Here is a 20103-nt window from a genome sequence, read left to right as displayed (position 1 = left end):
TGTTATCAAAGCTAAATAATATAAACAAGTAAAAGGCCTTATGCCTTATAATTTTCATTTTATAACAATAAAAGCTGGATGTTTGTCATTTAAGTTTCTTTTTGTTACTAACGGTGTTAAAGCTGTTCAATATTTTTCTATCTCATATTAGTAATTTAAGTAAGTTTTACCATTGGAATTGGATCATTTACACAGCCGCCTTTAATTAAATTAAGGTCTTTATTACTTTGATTTAATTTATTTTTGTTTCCTTTACTTTGTGGATTAATGACAACATTAATCTCGGTCTCAATTTCATCGACTAACCAATATAGAGTGGGTCTTGGCGCTTTTCTTCTTTTAGTCGCCTCTAAATACGTGGTCTGAATACGTGAGCTTGTCAAAACCTTAGCCGAGTTGAACAGTTCCTCATCAAAGGTCCCGTAAGCAACCAAGCGGTTAACTACCTGCTCTACCAATTTACTATTAACTCCATCAATTCGATTTGCAAGGCTATTTTTAACAAGTGGTGTCCACTCCAAAAAATATCCCCTTTTATAAATCGCTGAAAAGATAAAAATCGTGGTTAAAACTCCTTTAGCTCCAAATTCTCCCATAATAGCTTCCGTTTTTTCATTTACATTAAAATCAACGTCAAATGGAAAATAATCTAAGCCCGCTTTTGTTGGTCTGGCCATTAAGGCACCTCCTATGATTAAAAAGATGTACTCATAGTTAGTAACGTTTTAAAAGCTAAAATGTAAACTAAAAATATACTTTTTAACAAAAAAACTTTCCAACTAAAGTTGAAAAGCTTTAAATTATTTTGTGATCCAGCCACCATCAACAGGAATAATTGTTCCCTGTAAGTAACTTGCCCCATTACTAGCTAAAAATGTAGCAACTCTGGCAACTTCTTCAGCTCCAGCCCAGCGTTTTATAGGCACTTCTTTAGCGACAGACTTAGCCATCTCCCCACCATTTGCAAAATCTTTTGCATTCATCGGTGTATCAATACATCCTGGAGCAATGCCATTCACTCGAATTCCTCGCTCAGCCAAATCTAGTGCTAATTGTTTAGTAAATCCAATAACGGCATGTTTTGACGTTGTGTAAGCTATACCACCACCGCCAGCAACCATTCCAGCAATTGAAGCCATATTAACAATAACGCTACCTTCAGCTAACAGCGGTAAAATCTTTTTAGTTACATTAAACATTGTTGTAACATTTGTAGCCAGAATTTTCTGCCATAAATTGATCGAAGTAGTTTCAATTGGCTGATAATCGTCAAGTACCCCAGCCGTATTTAATAAAATGTCTACTTTACTTATCTTACCAATTACCGTATCTAACTGTTTTTCATCAGTCAAATCCACTTGGTAATAACCAAAATTGGTCGTATATATTGCTTTTAGTTGTTGCATTTGATCTACATTGCAATCGAGTCCGATTACTTTTGCACCTTGACCCAAAAATTCGCGAGCTTGAGCAAGCCCAATGCCAGAATTAGCTCCTGTAAGTAAAACATACTTATTCTTTAACTCAGGATAATTAACCAATTAATCCACGACCTTCCAATCGTCTGCCAACACGTCACAAACGGTAGGTGCAAAGCTAGAATAGCCTTCGCTAGTCGTTTTAATTAACATATAGGGAGTTACGGGAACACCATTAAATTTTTGATCTTTGACTACTAAGATAAATTCTTCATCGCTATCCCACTGTTCACGAATTGCTTTACCATTATTTTTTAAAATAGGTAGTATTTTTTCAAAAGTCATTTATTCAACCTCTTTTTTATTTATATAAGTCAACTTTAGTAGAAATTAAGTAGATAAAAAACGCGCCTATTACCATTGAGGCAATTTCACCCGCAGCCAATATCCAATAAGTCGGAAACATGGGAAGATTGCTGTATAAGTGCATTTCTAAGTCTACCAGTAACATCCCCGGTAACTGGCAAATTGTCGCAATGGTAAATTTACCAATCAATGACGTAACTTTGCGTGTGCAAAAGTACGTTAGCGTTGTTCCAATTAGGGTTCCAGCCGTACCAAAAAGCATATCAATGGGCCCTAATGGACTAAATACATTCACAATCAAGACCCCTAACGTAACTGCAAAAATATAGCGTTTGTTAAACGCCGCCAAATGGTTGAACATTTCTGAAAGTCGTAGTTGGACTACGCCAAAACTGATAGGTGCTAGTGCAAGGGTAATGGCCACGTAAAGAGCCGCTATGATAGCCGTAGCGGAAATATTTCGATTAATCTTGTGCATATGTAACTCTCCTAGTTTTAGTTTGAGGCGGGAGGATATTTCGAACCACCGTGTGTGTTAGTATCAGATAAAATTTAATACCAACACCTTTAATATTAGCTTTTAGTTGAGCAAATGTCATCTTTAGTTTTATTTTTGATTTCACTACCCTAAGCAAAATATTATATTCTCTCCTCTACTTTTGGTAAGCTAACCTTAATGAGATAGGTTTCACAAAATATAAGGGAGGGATTTTTATGCAAACCAAAAGTAAATGGATTCAATTAATTATTGCGGTAGTTGGAGTAGAACTAATCGGCTCATTATCTGGATTATTAGCTGGCGACATCAAAGCCATCTATAATAGCTTTACTTTGCCACCATTCTCACCACCAGATCGTTTATTTGGTATCGTGTGGCCAATTTTATACTTAATGATTGGTATCGTTGGCTACCTAATTTTCACAGTTAGGAGTAACTACCGCAAAACAAACCTAACATTATTTATTGCCCAACTTTTCTTGAATTTTATTTGGAGTATTGTATTTTTCAACGCAAGTAGTCGTTGGACCGGACTATTAATCATTCTTGTATTAGACGTACTAGTATTCTTTTGTATCAAGGAATTTTATAAGAGTAGCAAATTGGCAGCCTACTTAATGATTCCGTATTTCCTTTGGATTTTATTTGCTACTTACCTAACCTTAGGAACAGCCATTCTTAACTAACTTTCTGTCATTGAATCATTTGGTAGTAAAATTATCAATTTACTTGTAAGCGTATTTTTAGGTATATTCAATTAACTTTGCTAGAATTAAGTTGTTCCAAAAATAAGAGACTAAAGGAGGATTCAACCATGAAAACACTAGATGTTATAGCACTTGTTCTATTGATTGTCGGTGGCTTAAACTGGTTATTAGTTGGTATTTTCCAATTTGATTTAGTAGCTACACTTTTTGGAGGCCAAGCAGCAATCATTTCTAGGATTGTATATGTTTTAGTTGGTATTAGTGCCATCTACTGTCTTAAATTTTTTGGTTTAATTAGTGCTCAACCAGAAAAGAAGAATGATAATAACTATTAAAAAAAAACGCTATAGATGGATGAGTAATCTACATACTCACCCTTATATAGCGTTTTTTTAGACTCGAAAAGTGCGTGCAAGATTTTATTCTTGCACGCACTTTTTCTAATTCATAAACTTATCAAAGAAACCACTCTTACCATGACCAGAAGGTTCTTCACCACTAGCTTTAGCAAATTGTTTCAAAGCTTCCTTTTGTCCGCTGTTAAGCTTCTTAGGTACAGTGACCTTAACTTTAACATGCTGGTCACCAGTTCCATTACCACGTAAACGTGGTGCTCCCTTACCTTTCAAACGGAAGTTAGTTCCCGTTTGGGTACCAGCTGGAACCTTTAATTTAACCTTACCATGTACGGTTGGTACTTCAATTTCGTCACCCAAAGCTGCCTGAACAAATGAAATCGTTTGGTTGTAATAAATTTCTGAACCATCTCGTTCATACATATCGCTTGGTTGAACTTGGAAAATAATGTATAAGTCCCCATAAGGACCTCCATTAAATCCAGCTTCTCCTTGGCCTTGAAGACGCATTTGTTGACCATCTTCAACCCCAGCAGGAACCGATACCTTAACTTCGTGTTGTTGAGAAGTATGACCTGTACCACCACAAGTAGGACATTTTTCTTTAATTTCCTTACCCGTACCATTACATACATCACAAGTTTGTTGGCGAACCATTCTACCAAGTGGCGTATTTTGGGTTACTTGAATCGTACCCGTACCATTACACTTATGACAAGTTACGGGAGAAGTACCTTCTTTAGCACCAGATCCACCACAAGTTTTACATAGGGCTTCACGAGAGTACTTGATGGTCGTCTTCTTACCAAAGATAGCTTCCTCAAATTTAAGGCTCATTTGGTATTGCAAATCTTCTCCCTGGCGTGGTTGATTTGGTGATTGGCGTTGTCCACCACCAAAGAATGAACCAAAGATATCTTCGAATCCACCACCAAAGTCACTAAAACCACCTTGGCCGCCAAATCCACCGCCACCAAAGCCAGCATTCGGATCAGCTGAACCAAATTGATCATATTGAGCACGTTTTTGAGAGTCACCTAAGACTTCATACGCCTCATTGACGTCTTTAAACTTCTGTTCGGCATCAGGTGCTTTATTGATATCTGGATGATACTTTTTAGAAAGCTTACGATAGGCCTTCTTAATTTCATCATCAGACGCATCCTTACTAACGCCTAGAATGTCATAATAATCTTTATTTGCAGCCATATTCATCCTCCATGATTTCTATTAGCTTATCTTAACAGATAATCATGCAAAAAGGTCAAAGTCACTGACTTTGACCTTTTTACGATTACTGGTTATTTATTTGTTATCCTTGTCCGGATCAACTTCTTCAAAATCACCATTGACTGTATTGTCATCATCAGTCTTAGCGTCACCAGCGTTGGCTTGAGCTCCATCAGCAGCTTGCCCTTGGGCTTCTTGAGCTTGTTGGTAAAGCTTTACAGATAGATCTTGAACAATCTTGCTCAAGTCATCTTTCTTAGCTTTCATTTCGTCAAGATTGTTATCTTTTTGAGCCTTTTCAAGAGCTTCTTTAGCATCTTTAGCCTTCTTGATTTCATCTTCAGAAACTTTACCTTCAAGGTCTTTCAAAGTCTTATCCGTTGTAAAGATTAATTGATCAACTTCGTTACGAAGGTCAACTTCTTCTTTACGTTTCTTGTCGGCTTCTTCGTTTTCTTTAGCTTCCTTCATCATGCGATCAATTTCTTCATCACTTAGACCCGATGAACTCTTGATTGTAATCTTTTGTTCCTTACCAGTACCCTTATCAGTTGCAGAAACGTTTACGATACCATTCTTATCAATATCAAACTTAACTTCGATTTGTGGAATTCCACGAGGAGCAGCTGGAATATCAGTAAGTTGGAAACGACCAAGTGTCTTGTTATCAGCAGCCATTGGACGTTCACCTTGAAGTACATGGATATCTACAGCTGGTTGGTTGTCAGCAGCTGTTGAGAATACTTGTGACTTACTTGTTGGAATTGTTGTATTACGATCGATTAACTTAGTGAATACACCACCCATTGTTTCAATACCAAGTGAGAGTGGAGTAACGTCAAGTAAAACAACGTCCTTAACATCACCAGTAAGCACACCACCTTGAACAGCAGCACCTAAAGCTACGGCTTCATCAGGGTTGATTGAGTGGTTAGGTTCCTTACCTGTCCAGTTCTTAACGGCTTCTTGAACGGCAGGAATACGTGTTGAACCACCATTTAAGATGACTTCGTCAATTTCAGAAGCTGAAAGTCCAGCATCTTTAAGCGCATTTTCAACTGGAGCCTTAGTACGTTCCACTAGGTCAGCAGTTAATTGATCAAATTGCGCACGTGTCAAAGTCTTTTCAAGATGTAATGGTCCGGCTTCGCCAGCTGAAATAAATGGTAGACTGATTTGAGCTTCGCTAACACCTGAAAGGTCCTTCTTAGCTTTTTCAGCGGCGTCCTTCAAACGTTGAAGAGCCATCTTATCTTGTGATAAGTCTACGCCATTGTCTTTCTTGAATTCATCAACTAACCAGTCGATGATCTTTTGATCAAAGTCGTCACCACCAAGGTGTGTATCACCGTTTGTTGAAAGAACTTGGAATACGCCATCCCCTAATTCAAGAACGGAAACATCAAAAGTACCACCACCTAAATCATAAACGAGAATCTTTTCATCCTTACCGTTTTGATCTAGTCCGTAAGCTAATGAAGATGCTGTAGGTTCGTTGATAATACGTTTAACATCCAAGCCAGCAATCTTACCAGCGTCCTTTGTAGCTTGACGTTGTGAATCATCAAAGTAAGCAGGTACTGTGATAACAGCTTTATCTACTTCTTCACCAAGGTAATCTTCAGCAAATTTCTTGATATAACTTAAAATCATTGCTGAAACTTCTTGTGGTGTATAAGACTTGCCATCAACGGTTACTTTATAGCCAGCTTCACCGATGTGACGTTTGATTGAAGCAATTGTATCAGGGTTAGTGATTGCTTGACGCTTAGCAACTTCCCCAACTTGAGTTTCACCATTCTTAAAAGCAACAACTGATGGAGTTGTACGTGCTCCTTCAGGGTTTGTGATAATTTTTGGTTTGTCACCGTCCATGACAGCAACTGCAGAGTTTGTAGTACCTAAATCAATACCAATAATTTTATTACTTGCCATTGTTTAAAATCCCTCTTCCTCTTTTTTATTGAGCTACGATTACCATTGCTGGTCGTAACACTCGATCTTTTAAAATATATCCTTTTTGTAATACTTGAACAACTGTATCGGCTGGATGGTCATCATCAGCTGGCACCGTCTGAACGGCTTGATGCATATTAGGATCAAAAGCTTGTCCTTCAGCTTCAATTTCAGCAACGTGATTTTCCTTCAAAGCTTTTAACAAATCGGTTTGAACCATCTTGACCCCTTTTAAGAGTTGTTCCGAAGCAGACTCAACTGCTAGAGCGCGTTCAAGATTATCAAGTGCTGGCAAAATTGCTTTTGCAAGTTTTTGACCATCATACTTGATTAATGATGCCTGTTCTTTTTCGTTTCGGCGACGCATATTAACAATTTCAGCTTGAGCACGAATATACTTGTCTGAAAGTTCATCGCGTTCAGCTTCCACCTTTTTAATGTCATCTAAAGCCGTTGTTGCTTGAGTTTCTGTAGTTAAATCATCATTATTAGTTGATTCAACATCTGTTGACCCTTCTGTTGAAGTAGCTTCAGAAACTTCTTCTTCTTTGACTTCTTCTTTTTTCTCTTTTGCCAATTCAATCCTCCTAACTATCATCAAGGTGCTTATAATATTCGAGCATTCGATTAGACAACTGATCTCTAAATGTATCAAGTAAGCCTAATGTTTTCGAATACTGCATACTAGTTGGACCGAGAATGGCAATTAATCCCTTGCCTCGACTACCAACATCATAAGTAGCAGTGATTAAGCTAAAATCCTTTAGTAAAGCATTGCTTAATTCATCGCCAATCTTTACATCTAAGTCACTCTGATTATTTCCAAGTAATCCATCAAGTTGATCATTCTCATTAAATAGAGTCAAAAGCCCTCTAATTGAACTAACATCTACATTCTTGGAGAAATTAAGGATATTCAACTTCCCTCCAATGAAGTAACGGTCCTGTGAAGACTGCGCAACTACATTTTCGAAAATATCAATAATTCCGTCGTTACTATGCAGATAATGCTCAACAATTTTAGGAATATCTGTTTTCAGGTGATAATAAACTTGATCAAGCGTTTCGCCAATCAAGCGATCATTCATAATTCTCAAGACGCGTTCGACAGTCTCACTATTCATTCCGCGGGGGATCGAAAATTGCTGACTAGTAACGTCGCCATTACTAGAAACCAAAATCAACATCACTTGATTCCCACCAAGTGGAACCATTCGAAAACCATCTAAAGTCGCATCTTTTTGGTCAGGTTTTAACGTTAACGCTGTATAATGCGTTAAATTTGATAACATTTCAGCCGAAGTTCGAACAATGTCATCTACTTCTCTAAAATGCATCCCCAGACCCTTTTGAATCTGTTGAGCCTCACTTTGATTTAACTTCTTGGGGCTTAACAAATGATCTACGTAATACCGATATCCCATCAAAGATGGAATTCTTCCAGAAGATGAATGCATCTTTTCAATCAGACCCATCTCTTCTAGCTTAGCCATATCATTTCTAATCGTTGCCGAACTCACTTTTACTGGAAGATTATTCATCAACGTTTTTGATCCGATTGGCTGACCATTCTCAGTATACTCTCGGACAATCTCCTCTAAAATTAACAACTCACGATCTGTTAACATGAAAATCACCTCTTTTAGCACTTAGAAAGTTGGAGTGCTAAGAACACTTAATAAGATACCAGAGGTTTGTAGAAATGTCAACTATAGTCAAATTTGGTCAGACATCTTTATAACTTGTTAAAAAATTCCCTTGTATCAGCTTCATCTTGATGCAGTTGTTCGATTAAAGCATCAACCGAATCAAATTTAATTTCACCTCGTAAGCGATGGTACCATTTAACTTTAACAGTCTCTCCGTAGATAGCTTCTTTAAAATCTAAAATATTAATTTCAGTAGTAACCGGACGACCTTCCCCGAAGACTACATTTTTGCCAACGGATGCCATTCCCTTATACCATTGGCCGCCTACTTTGATTTCAACAACATAGATTCCGATCCCAGGTGTAATTTGATTTTCATTAGAAACTATATTAGCAGTTGGAAAACCGAGTTCTCTTCCACGTGCTTCTCCATGAACCACCACGCCACTCGTTTGAAAAGCGTAACCTAGATAGGCATTAGCATCATCAATATTTCCTAACGATACCATCTCACGAATCTTATCAGATCCGATCTTATCATTCTTTAAAATGATTTTAGACACTTTAATGACCTCAAATCGTCCCTGAGCTAGTGCTGGTAAAGTATCCATGTTCGCTAGTTCAGCAGGTCCAAATGTATAATCAAAACCTGCAACTACCACTTTGGCATTTAAGTCCACCATATATTGTTGAACAAAATCTTCGGGACTTAAACTACCAAATGCAGAAGTGAAATCAACAACGTAAAGTATATCAACGCCTAATTCGCGCATTAACTCTGCTTTTCGTTCTACTGAAGTTAGGTAGCTTAACGGGCTAAAGTTACGATCCTGTTCAAATACTACCGACGCATGATGGTTAAACGTCATTGCTGCCACCTTTAAATGCTGTTCTCGGGCCTTTTGGCAAGCTTGCTTAATAACTGCTTGGTGTCCACGATGAACACCGTCAAAGAAACCTAAAGCTAGTGCTACAGGTTCTGCTGGAATTATTTTTTTTGAATATGGATGATGTATTCTTACTATTTGCATTTTCTATCTCACCAACAACATTTTTTTAGGAATATAGTTTTGACGATTTGTATCATACTGATATAACGCCTGAATATTCCCATTATATTTTAAAGCTATGATTTCATCAGTTTGCGGACGATTCAAAAATCCTCCATTTTTAACAATTTCCCATTCAACATCTGAAATTGTAATTGTATTAAAGTTATCCAAGGCCCGATCTAAAGGTTGAATAACCGTCGATAAACGATCTTCATCTCGTGCTTGTTCTAAGTCGGATAACGTCAGGCATTCCTCAATTTTGAATCCCCCACTAGCCAAGCGACTTAAATCAGACATCACCGCTGGTAATCCAAAATGACGACCAAAATCAACTGCTAAAGTTCTCACATACGTCCCCTTGCCACAACTAACCTTGAAATAAATAGTTTGTTGTCCCTTTTCTGCATCAAAAATTGATGGGCGAGTTTGAACAAAATCATAAACCTTAATTTGACGCTGAGGACGTTCTACCGTCTCACCAGCGCGGGCGTATTCATATAACTTGCGGCCCTTAACCTTTACTGCGGAATACATGGGTGGAATTTGAATTAAAGTTCCTGTCATTGCAGTCAAAGTTTGATTAATTTGTTCGTCCGTTAATGGTTCATCAAGTTTTTTAGTTTCAACTACTTCACCATCTAGATCTTCCGTAGTAGTCGAGAAACCTAACGTAATTGAACCTTGATAAACTTTTCCAAATCCCATTAAATAGTCCACAACTTTCGTAGCTCTGCCAACACAAATTGGTAAAACCCCGTCAACACTAGGATCAAGGGTTCCACTATGACCAACTTTTTTAGTTCTTAAAATACCACGAACCTTGGCAACAACATCGTGACTTGTCATTCCTCGTTCTTTATTAATTGGAATTATTCCATCCATTTTGGTAACCTCTCATTCTGTACTTAAAATGCACTCTTCATAGCCATTTTACATTACTTATATCGTATTAAAAAGATTTCGTCCTATTTATTTAGGTCCAAACAAAAAAGAGCATGCCATTAAGCATACTCTTTTGGATTAATCACGATTTAATTTATTGAGTAATTGATCAATTTTATCACCATATTGAACAGATTCATCTCTGATGAAACTAAGTTCCGGTGTCTTGTAAATTGATAGGCGGCTACCTAACTCTTTACGAATTAAACCAGATGCCTTTTCAAGACCCGCCTTGGTTTTTTGATCATCTGATGCTTTATCAGATAAAATACTGTAATAAATTTTTGCTTGTTGTAAATCACCTGTCACATCAACGCCAGTGATTGTAACTCCCTCAACGCGAGGATCACGCACACGACGACGAAGGATATCACTCACTTCTTTTTCAATTTCTTGAGACAAGCGATCCGAACGGTATTGTCGAGCCATAATAGATTCCTCCTATCTACTCAACTGGTACTTCTTTCATGCGGTATGCTTCGATAACATCACCAATTTTGATATCATTGTAATTTTCAACCGTTAAACCAAGTTCAAATCCTCGTTTAACTTCTTTAACATCATCCTTGAAACGTTTAAGACTACCTAGTTTACCTTCATAGATAACTACACCATCACGAATCAAACGAACTCCGGAATCACGTGTAATAAATCCTTCAGTTACAAAACCACCAGCAATTGTACCCACACGAGAAACCTTGTAAGTTTCGCGAATGTCAACTTGACCAATAATTTCTTCTTCGTAAACTGGTTCAAGCATTCCCTTCATTGCTGATTCAACTTCATCGATTGCGTTATAGATAACACGATGGAGACGAATATCAACATCTTCAGAGTCAGCCATTTGTTTAGCTTGAGCTGTTGGGCGAACATTGAAACCAATGATAATCGCATTACTTGCAGCTGCAAGGGTAACGTCACTTTCGTTAATAGCTCCAACGGCCTTATGAATGATATTAACTCGAACACCTTCAACTTCAATCTTTTGTAAACTATCAGCTAAAGCTTCTACAGAGCCTTGAACATCAGCCTTGATAATGATGTCAACCTTCTTCATTTCGCCTTCTTTAAGGGAATCAAAGAGATTATCCAAAGTAACATGGTTGCTACGTTTACGTTCTTCCATTTGAGCACGTTTAGCACGTTCTTCACCAGCTGCACGAGCTGATTTTTCGTCATCAAAGACTACGAAACGATCACCGGCTTCTGGAACACCGTTCAAGCCAGTAATTTCTACTGGGGTTGATGGAGTAGCTTCTTTCACTCGACGGCCATGTTCGTTAACCATTGTTCGAATCCGTCCAAAGGTGTTACCAATAACAATTGGATCACCAACGTGCATTGTACCTTGTTGAACTAAGATTGTTGCAATAGAACCTTTACCAGGATCCAATTGAGCTTCAATTACTGATCCAGCAGCATTTTGATCTGGGTTAGCTTTAAGTTCTAGAACTTCTGCTTGAAGTAAAATCATATCAAGTAATTCATCGATATTTTGACCTAATTTAGCTGAAATTTCAACGAAAATCGTGTCTCCACCCCATGATTCAGGAATAAGACCATATTCAGTCAATTGTTCCATAACATGGTTAGGATTTGCTCCTTGCTTATCAATCTTGTTAACGGCGACGATAATTGGAACATTAGCAGCCTTAGCATGGTTGATAGCTTCAATAGTTTGTGGCATTACACCGTCATCAGCAGCGACAACTAAGATTGTAATATCCGTAACATCAGCACCACGAGCACGCATTTCAGTAAAGGCCGCATGACCAGGAGTATCAAGGAAAGTAATCAACTTATCATCATGCTTAAGTTGGTAAGCACCGATTCCTTGAGTAATACCACCAGCTTCTCCTTCAGTGATATGACTATGACGAAGTTTATCAAGTAAGGTTGTCTTACCATGGTCAACGTGTCCCATGATAGTAACAACTGGAGGGCGTGATACAAGGTTAGTTGTATTCTTTTCTTCGTCTTCAAAAATCTTATCAATATCTGAAATATCAACTTCAACTTTTTGTTGAGCTTCGATTCCATAATCGGCTGCTAGAAGTTCCACTGTATCATTATCAAGTGATTGATTTTGGTTAACCATTACACCCATCATGAACAATTTCTTGATGATTTCTGCTGGTTCACGATGAATCTTCTTAGCAATCTCTGCTACATTGATGCCTTCGCTGTATTCTAATACATCTGGCAATGGACGTTCCTTACGAACAGTAACAACTTTGTTAGTTGTTTCCTTCATCCGCCCATCGCGTTTAGCTTTTCTATTTCTCTTTTTGTTCTTACGGTTTTCTTTATTAAAGGGACGATTTTGGTTGTTTCCAAAACGGTTCCCACCCCTAGAATTGTTGTTACGTCCACTAAAACGATCTTGCTTCTTTTCGCCACTATTATTAGCTGTCGTAGCTGCTGGAGCAGCTGGTCTAGTTGTATTGTTAGCTGGGCGATTATTAGTCGTCTGATTAGTATTATTTGGACGACTTGGACGATTTTCATTGTTACGATTGTTATTGTTAGGGCGATTATTATTATTCGTACGATTTACATTGTTACCGTTACGATTATTGTTGTTTGGACGATTTTGGTTATTACGACCTTCCCGACGTTGTTCACCTGGCTTAGCGCTATTCGTGCGTTGACGATTAGCTTGGGGCTTCTCGTTAGCAATTTCGCGGTTAGCTTGAGCAGCCATACGGGCAGCCTCTGCTACTGAAGCACGAATTCGATCTTGTTTTTCATCGCGCTTAGGTTGGTTAGGACGATTACCATTACGGTTGTTATTTTGATTACGATTGTTGTTTGGACGATTTTGGTTATTGTTTGGACGACCATTTGTATTATTACGGTTTTGGTTGCCATTTTTGTTATTGTTATTGTTTCTTGTAGTACTTTCATTATTTGATGATTTCAATCTTTGAATACCCTTCGTTCCATCAGCTGCTGGATGGTCGCTTTTCTTAACCACAGTTTTACCAGTTTTGCTTGAACGGAATTTAGGTGTCCGTTTTTCTTCCGGTTTGGTTGTAGTAGTATTTTTTTTGAAAGCATTGCGTAAATGCTTTTCAGAAGCATCGTCTAGCGTCGACATATGGTTTTTTACATCAAGACCATCGGCCTGCGCCTTTTCAATAATATCTTTACTCGAAACGTTGATTTCTTTGGCTAATTCATAAATTCTTTTTTTGCCCATCGTTTCACGCTCCTATTCATTTATTTTCTTTAGTAACCCCTTTGCAAAACCATTATTTTCAGTTGCCACTACCGATCTTTCCTGCCCAATTGCTTTGGAAAGATCTTCTTTAGTTCCCAAAATAGTGAATGGAACTTCGTAAAAATGACACTTATCAATAATTTTTTTCTTTGAGGACTCGCCAATATCTTCTGTTACCAGAACGAATTTGGCTTTCTGACTACGAATTGAACTGAGTACTAGTTCTTGACCAGTAACCAAGTTACCTGAACGGCGCATCAATCCGAGATATTTACTAATATTTTCTTTAATCATTTACTTACCAAATAACTCTTTTCGTGCTTGCTGATGATCAACATAAGCAATTAAGTCATCGTAGAACTGGTCGTCAACTTTAATTTTAAACGCTTGATCAAAAGTTCGCTTCTTTTTTGCCTTTTTAGCAATTTCGACATCTAATCCAATATAAGCGCCTCGTCCTGCAGCTTTACCCGTCGGATCAATAGCTACTTCGTTTTCCTTATTTTTAACAACTCGCACGAGTTCCTTTTTAGGAAACATTTGATTTGTCACAATGTCTTTACGCATTGGTATTTTTCTGGTTTTCATCAAGAACACACCTCCAATGGTTTATTCAGCGGTTTCTTCTGTACTTTCTTCAGAATCTTCTTCTTCAGCATATTCTGATGCATCTGTTTCCGATTTGATGTCAATCTTGAAGTTAACAAGTTTAGCAGCTAAACGCGCATTTTGTCCACGACGACCAATTGCTAATGAAAGCTGGTAATCTGGAACGATTACCATGCAGTAATTTTCATCTTCTTCATTAAATAATACGTCAATAACTTCAGAAGGTTTCAAAGCATTAGCTATATATTCTGCTGGGTCCTCTTTCCATTCAATAATATCCATGTTTTCACCATGAAGTTCATTGACAATCGTTTGAACACGTTGGCCCTTAGCACCCACACATGTCCCAACTGCATCAATATCAGGATCATTAGAACGTACCGCAATTTTAGCACGATCACCAGCTTCACGAGCAATCGACATAATCTCGACCGTTCCATCATAAACTTCAGGAACTTCTTGTTCAAAGAGCCGTTTCAAAAGTCCCGAATCCGTTCTTGAAGCAAAAATTTGAGGTCCCTTACCGTTATTTTCCACCTTCGTAATATAAACTTTAATATGATCATGAGGTTCATATTGTTCACCTGGGATTTGGTCTGACTTAGCCATCACAGCTTCGACCCCACCCAAGTCAACATATACGTAACGATTGTCACGGTGTGATACTTCGCCTGTAACAATTTCATCTTCGTATTGACCATACTTTTCGTAAATTACACCACGTTCAGCTTCGCGAACCCGTTGCATAATAACTTGTTTAGCAGTTTGAGCTGCAATTCGGCCAAAGTTTTTAGGAGTAACTTCAAATCTGATTTCATCATCCAATTCGTATGCTCGATTGATCATCAAGGCGTCAGCTAAACTAACTTCCAATTGATCATCTTCAACTTCTTCAACAACTTTTTTAACGGCGTAAACATGAATATCACCTTTACGATCATTAAATTCTACTTCAACGTTTTGAGCCTGTCCGTAATTACGCTTGAATGCCGAAACTAATGCAGCTTCAAGTGCTTCAACGATAACTTCTTTTTTGATTCCCTTTTCTTTTTCTAAGATATCAAGAGCGGTAATCATTTCTTTACTCATTTTAAACTCTCCTCTAAATCTTGATTGCTAATCTAGCAAATGCAACCTGATCATACGTTACTTTAAGTTCTTTATGTCTAGTCTTATCTAAATAGTCCAAAACAATTTCATCATTTTCAAAGCTTTTAAGGTAACCTTCGAAAACTTTTTGCTTATTAATCGATGCATATAGTGAGATATGGATATATTCACCAATTGATCTCGTAAGATCTTCCTTCGTTTTTAAAGGTCGTTCAGCCCCTGGAGAAGACACTTCTAAGAAATAAGCTTGTGGAATTGGATCTGGATCTTGTGCGTCCAAAATTTCACTTAGCTCATCACTGACCATGGCACATTCTTCGATGTTAATGCCACCAACTTTGTCAATATAGACTCTTAGGAACCAACCTTGACCTTCTTTTACAAATTCAACTTCAACAAGTTCAAAATTATGGCGATCAGTAATTGGTTGGACTAATTCTGTCACCTTTTCAATAACATTGTTACTCAAACTTGAACCTCCAGAATTATATTTTGCCAATAAAAAGAGCGAGCATCGCTGCTCACTCAATTAACGAGTATCAAATTACTACTCTGAATATACCATTATATGGGCATTTTTGCAAATCATCAGAATAAACTAAGCTGATTTTCATCCGGCAACTCCGATAAAACGTTGTTCTCAGTCATGAAATCAATTAAAGTTTGCGAAACATGTCCCCGCTTTGACAAGTCTTCTTTGGAAAGGAATGGCTTGTCTGCTCGCGCAGCCACGATTTGTTTAGCAACGTTCAATCCTAAACCTGGTAAAGCATTAAATGGTGCAATTAAGGACTTACCTTCAATTAACCATTCTTCAGCATCTGATTTTTCAATATCAATCATTTTGAATTCAAAACCACGTTCTAACATTTCGTTAGCTAATTCTAACACGGTTAGGAGATTTTTTTCCTTTGTCGACGCATCGTTACCTTTATCATTAATTTCTTGCATGCGATTTTTGAGGGATTCTTTCCCGCGTGCCATCGAAACAATGTCAAAGTCATCTGCTCGTACCGTGAAATATGCTGCGTAATAAACCAATGGATAATAAACCTTAAAGTAGGCAATTCGTAAGGCCATTAAAACATAGGCTGAAGCATGCGCCCGTGGGAACATATATTTAATCTTTCCACAAGATTCAATGTACCAATCGGGAACATTAGCCGCACGCATCTTATCTTCATAGCCTTCTGGAATTCCCTTTCCCTTACGCACACTCTCCATAATTTGGAAGGAGGACTGTGAATCTAAACCATAATGAATTAAATCCATCATAATATTATCACGACAACCAATAACTTCTTTCAAAGTTACGGTACCCGCCTTGATCAATTCTTCGGCATTCCCTAACCAAACATCAGTACCATGTGATAATCCAGAAATTTGGAGAAGCTCTGAATAACTAGTTGGATGGGTTTCTTCCAACATTCCTCGCACAAATCGCGTACCAAACTCAGGGATTCCTAAAGTTCCTGTTTTAGATTGAATTTGATTTTCATCAACGCCTAAAACTTCTGGGCCAGAGAAAATTTTCATCACCCCGGGGTCATCAGTTGGAATGGTCTCTGGATCAATTCCTGATAAATCTTGTAGCTTACGAATCATTGTTGGATCATCATGTCCCAGAATATCCATTTTCAGAATATTATCATGGATAGAATGAAAATCAAAATGAGTCGTTTCCCAAGCAGCCGTCTGATCATCAGCGGGATATTGAATAGGACTAAAATCATATACATCCATATAATCAGGAACAATCAAAATTCCAGCCGGATGTTGTCCAGTCGTTCGTTTAACACCAGTTGCGCCCTTAGCCAAACGTTCAATTTCGGCTCCGCGCAAATGCTGATTAGTATCTCTTTCGTACGCTTTAACATATCCAAATGCTGTTTTATCAGCAACCGTACCAATTGTACCAGCTCTAAACACATTATCTTTACCAAATAAAACTTGCATATAATTATGCGCAATAGGTTGATAATCTCCCGAGAAATTTAAATCAATATCGGGGACCTTATCTCCTTTGAAACCTAGGAAAGTTTCAAACGGAATATCTTGTCCATCACCAATCATCCAAGTTCCACATTCCGGACATTCTTTATCTGGAAGGTCATATCCAGAACCATATTCACCCTTGGTATAGAAGAATGAATATTGACACTTAGGGCATCGATAATGAGGCGGTAATGGATTAACTTCTGTAATTCCAGACATTGTAGCAACAAAACTAGAACCAACTGATCCACGCGACCCAACTAAATAACCATCTTTATTACTCTTATGCACTAGGCGCTGAGCAATTAGATAAATTACGGAGAAACCATTTCCAATGATACTAGTCAATTCTTTATCTAATCGTTCTTGAACAATTTCCGGTAATACTTCACCGTACAAAGCATGTGCCCGATCCATCGAAAGCTGTTTGATTCGGTCTTCAGCACCTGGCATTTTAGGTGTATACAATTTATCTTTAACTGGGCTAATTCCGTCATCTACACTATCAGCGATTTTATTCGAATTTTCGACAACAATCTTGTGTGCTACTTCTGGACCCAAGAAAGAAAAGTCTTCCAGCATTTCATCGGTAGTTCTAAAATGAACATCAGGTAATTCTGAACGATTTAAAGGATTAGCCCCACCTTGCGAATTAATTAAAATCTTACGGTAGATATAATCTTGCGGATTGAGATAATGAACATCTCCCGTTGCGACCACTGGAATATCTAGATCCTCACCTAATTTAACAATATTGGCAATGATTTCCTCTAACTTCTTATTATCACTAACTAATTCTTGTTCGATTAATGGTTGATAAACCGGTTTAGGCATTACTTCCAAGTAATCATAGAATTTAGCCTTTCGCCGTGCATCAGCATATCCTTTTTGCATCATCGCCGTAAAAACATCCCCGCTAGAACAAGCAGAACCGACAATAATCCCCTCGCGTAATTTTTCTAACTCAGAGCGAGGAATTCGAGGTACACGATAGTAATATTTAACATTTGACATTGATACTAATTTAAAAAGATTTTTTAAACCTGCTTGGGTCTTAGCAATTAAAATGGCATGACTTGGCCGTGCATGTTTATATGCTTCATTTTCAGTCATGTGATCATTTAGTTGATCATGATATTCAATCCCATAACGTTCTTCGGCATCTTTTAAGAAGAGATAACACAAATGTCCTGTAGTTTCTGAATCATAAATAGCCCGATGATGATGTTCGAGTGCTACCCCAAATTTTTTGGCCAAAGTGTTTAAACGATAACCTTTCAGAGTAGGATACAAGAACCGCGCTAACGTTAAAGTATCAATTATGGGATTTTTTATTTCTTCCATCCCATGTCGGAGGTAACCTGTATTCATAAAACCAATATCAAAAGTTACATTATGTCCCACAATAATAGCATCTTCATAAAATTCTCTAAATTTGGTGAAAACTTCTTTTTCAGACATTGAACCACGTACCATTTCGTCCGTGATACTAGTCAGATTAATTGTAGTTTCCGAAAGAGGAAAACCCGGATCAATAAATTCTTCGAACTGATCAATTACATTTCCATTTTCCATTTTGACCGCCGATAGTTCAATCACCTTGTCATAAATTGCAGACAAACCCGTAGTTTCCACATCAAAGATTACATATTTGCCGCCCTTCAATGGGCAATGTTCACTGTTATAGCCAATTGGAACTCCATCATCAACTAGATTAGCTTCAACACCGAAAAGTGTTTTAATACCACTTTTTTTACCAGCTGCATGGGCTTCAGGGAAAGCTTGTAATCCAGCGTGATCTGTGACTGCAACCGCCGGATGCCCCCACTTAGCAGCTTGTCCTACCAAATCGCTAATTCCGTTAGTAGCATCCATCGTACTCATATTAGTGTGTAAGTGTAATTCAACTCTTTTATCAGTTGCTGTATCTTGTCGATCAGCGTGGTCGACTTCCATGATATCGTAAGCATTCATCGTTAGATCTTTCATAAAACTATCTTCTTGAATACTTCCGCGAACTCTAACCCACAAACCTTTTTTAATGGCCGAGAATAATTGTTCATCGGCCTCATTACGAGAAAACTTCTTGATGGTAATAGACGATGTATAGTCCGTCACCTTAAAGATTAAAAGTTGACGCTCCGAACGAAGGGTCTTAACTTCTGCGTCAAAAATATACCCTTCAATGGACACCGAACGTTCTTCTTGGGTAATATCTCTCAACTGAACAATATTGTCCTTACCATTAATTGGTTTACCCATTTGCACTTTACCATTAAATTCAGGCATCGCTTTATCAGAAGCTTTCTTTTTACTTTCAGCTTTTTTAATTGCTTCAGTCGCTTTTTGAACAATGGCTTGATCACGTTTAATTTTTTCTTCATGATAAGCTTGCAAACGTTCTTGAGCAGTATTGTCATCGATTGTAGGTTTAATTTTAATCGGACCAAAACCAACTTTTTGATACGTGTTACTAAGAGTCTGCAAAACATCGTCATTGAGAAAGTTCTTAGTAATTTGATTATCTACTTTGACAACTAATTGTCCATCTTTAAACTCTGGAATCGACTTATCACATAACACTTGTAGAAGTGATGATTGAATACCACTATTCTTGATAATCCAATCCCAATAATCGGTTGCATGGGTTGCAACATTATTTTTATTTATAGTATCAATTGAAAAATCAATTTGAGCTATTGACCCAAACGTATTAACCAATTGATGATGAAATTCAACAAAGATTTGTAAAGGTAAAATATCATTAAACTCAAAACTAAACGTCCAACGCTTGGAATTGGAGTGCACAGTTAAATCTTTGATTGAACCATCTTTTAATTCAGCATTATCCAATAAATCAATTTGCTCTAATAAAACTCTGAATTGTTCATTTTCTGACAAACTCACTCTTTGGTCCCCCTGATGTTACTAATCCATTAAAAATATTTGCTACAAATAATTAAAGCTGGGATTCCCCAGCTTTAATTGGTT

General features: G+C 37.6%; 19 protein-coding genes. 2 read left to right on the top strand and 17 right to left on the bottom strand.

Annotated elements, in window-relative coordinates; all coding sequences use genetic code 11:
- Positions 1-155: 155 nt before the first annotated feature.
- The 4 genes from PEPE_RS04385 to PEPE_RS04370 form a co-directional block, all read right to left on the bottom strand.
- The gene (locus tag PEPE_RS04385) at positions 156-677 is read right to left on the bottom strand and encodes a DUF4373 domain-containing protein (protein WP_002833631.1); all 522 of its coding nucleotides are present in this window, start codon (positions 675-677) and stop codon (positions 156-158) included.
- A gap of 123 nt (positions 678-800) precedes the next feature.
- A complete protein-coding gene (locus PEPE_RS04380) occupies positions 801-1541 on the bottom strand; it encodes a 3-oxoacyl-ACP reductase (protein WP_011673331.1) in 741 nt (246 codons plus the stop codon).
- A complete protein-coding gene (locus tag PEPE_RS04375) occupies positions 1542-1763 on the bottom strand; it encodes a DUF2829 domain-containing protein (RefSeq protein ID WP_011673330.1) in 222 nt (73 codons plus the stop codon).
- A 16-nt stretch (positions 1764-1779) separates the two neighbouring features.
- Complete coding sequence (locus PEPE_RS04370) at positions 1780-2262, bottom strand: QueT transporter family protein (protein ID WP_011673329.1); 483 nt, start codon at positions 2260-2262, stop codon at positions 1780-1782.
- Between the two features lie 236 nt (positions 2263-2498).
- On the opposite strand from PEPE_RS04370, the gene PEPE_RS04365 reads away from it, so the two are divergent.
- Together PEPE_RS04365 and PEPE_RS04360 are read left to right on the top strand one after the other, a co-directional pair.
- Positions 2499-2969 carry a TspO/MBR family protein gene (locus PEPE_RS04365; protein ID WP_011673327.1) on the top strand — a complete coding sequence of 157 codons (471 nt, stop codon included), beginning with the start codon at positions 2499-2501 and terminating at the stop codon, positions 2967-2969.
- Between the two features lie 128 nt (positions 2970-3097).
- Entirely contained in the window at positions 3098-3325 is a 228-nt protein-coding gene (locus PEPE_RS04360; RefSeq protein WP_002833626.1) for a DUF378 domain-containing protein, read from the top strand.
- Between the two features lie 105 nt (positions 3326-3430).
- Here PEPE_RS04360 and dnaJ read toward each other — a convergent pair whose 3' ends face one another.
- From dnaJ to PEPE_RS04295, 13 genes are all read right to left on the bottom strand, one after another.
- Positions 3431-4555, bottom strand: a complete 1125-nt coding sequence (gene dnaJ / locus PEPE_RS04355) for a molecular chaperone DnaJ (RefSeq protein WP_002833625.1) — start codon at positions 4553-4555, stop codon at positions 3431-3433.
- 96 nt (positions 4556-4651) lie between these two features.
- Positions 4652-6511 (bottom strand): molecular chaperone DnaK, encoded by a 1860-nt coding sequence (dnaK, locus tag PEPE_RS04350; RefSeq protein WP_011673326.1) that lies wholly within the window; start codon positions 6509-6511, stop codon positions 4652-4654.
- 25 nt (positions 6512-6536) lie between these two features.
- Positions 6537-7109: a nucleotide exchange factor GrpE gene (gene grpE, locus PEPE_RS04345; protein ID WP_011673325.1), complete on the bottom strand. Its 573-nt coding sequence runs from the start codon at positions 7107-7109 to the stop codon at positions 6537-6539.
- Positions 7110-7119: 10 nt separating this feature from the next.
- Positions 7120-8160, bottom strand: a complete 1041-nt coding sequence (hrcA, locus tag PEPE_RS04340; RefSeq protein ID WP_002833622.1) for a heat-inducible transcriptional repressor HrcA — start codon at positions 8158-8160, stop codon at positions 7120-7122.
- Positions 8161-8267: 107 nt separating this feature from the next.
- Positions 8268-9212 (bottom strand): riboflavin biosynthesis protein RibF, encoded by a 945-nt coding sequence (ribF, locus tag PEPE_RS04335; protein WP_011673324.1) that lies wholly within the window; start codon positions 9210-9212, stop codon positions 8268-8270.
- Between the two features lie 3 nt (positions 9213-9215).
- Positions 9216-10115, bottom strand: a complete 900-nt coding sequence (truB, locus tag PEPE_RS04330; protein ID WP_011673323.1) for a tRNA pseudouridine(55) synthase TruB — start codon at positions 10113-10115, stop codon at positions 9216-9218.
- Positions 10116-10253: 138 nt separating this feature from the next.
- On the bottom strand, positions 10254-10604 hold the full coding sequence (gene rbfA / locus PEPE_RS04325; protein WP_002833619.1) for a 30S ribosome-binding factor RbfA: 351 nt from the start codon (positions 10602-10604) through the stop codon (positions 10254-10256).
- A gap of 16 nt (positions 10605-10620) precedes the next feature.
- The gene (gene infB, locus PEPE_RS04320; RefSeq protein ID WP_011673322.1) at positions 10621-13377 is read right to left on the bottom strand and encodes a translation initiation factor IF-2; all 2757 of its coding nucleotides are present in this window, start codon (positions 13375-13377) and stop codon (positions 10621-10623) included.
- A 12-nt stretch (positions 13378-13389) separates the two neighbouring features.
- Entirely contained in the window at positions 13390-13692 is a 303-nt protein-coding gene (locus PEPE_RS04315; protein WP_002833617.1) for a L7Ae/L30e/S12e/Gadd45 family ribosomal protein, read from the bottom strand.
- Entirely contained in the window at positions 13693-13986 is a 294-nt protein-coding gene (gene rnpM / locus PEPE_RS04310) for an RNase P modulator RnpM (RefSeq protein WP_011673321.1), read from the bottom strand. It abuts the gene before it with no gap.
- Positions 13987-14007: 21 nt separating this feature from the next.
- Entirely contained in the window at positions 14008-15096 is a 1089-nt protein-coding gene (nusA, locus tag PEPE_RS04305) for a transcription termination factor NusA (protein ID WP_002833615.1), read from the bottom strand.
- A 13-nt stretch (positions 15097-15109) separates the two neighbouring features.
- Entirely contained in the window at positions 15110-15586 is a 477-nt protein-coding gene (gene rimP / locus PEPE_RS04300; protein ID WP_002833614.1) for a ribosome maturation factor RimP, read from the bottom strand.
- Positions 15587-15705: 119 nt separating this feature from the next.
- Positions 15706-20019, bottom strand: a complete 4314-nt coding sequence (locus PEPE_RS04295; protein ID WP_011673320.1) for a PolC-type DNA polymerase III — start codon at positions 20017-20019, stop codon at positions 15706-15708.
- Positions 20020-20103 lie beyond the last annotated feature (84 nt).

It is taken from the genome of Pediococcus pentosaceus ATCC 25745 (assembly GCF_000014505.1).
Lineage (GTDB): Bacteria > Bacillota > Bacilli > Lactobacillales > Lactobacillaceae > Pediococcus > Pediococcus pentosaceus.
Note: the sequence above shows the minus strand (reverse complement) of the source record. Positions and strands in the feature narration are given on the sequence as shown.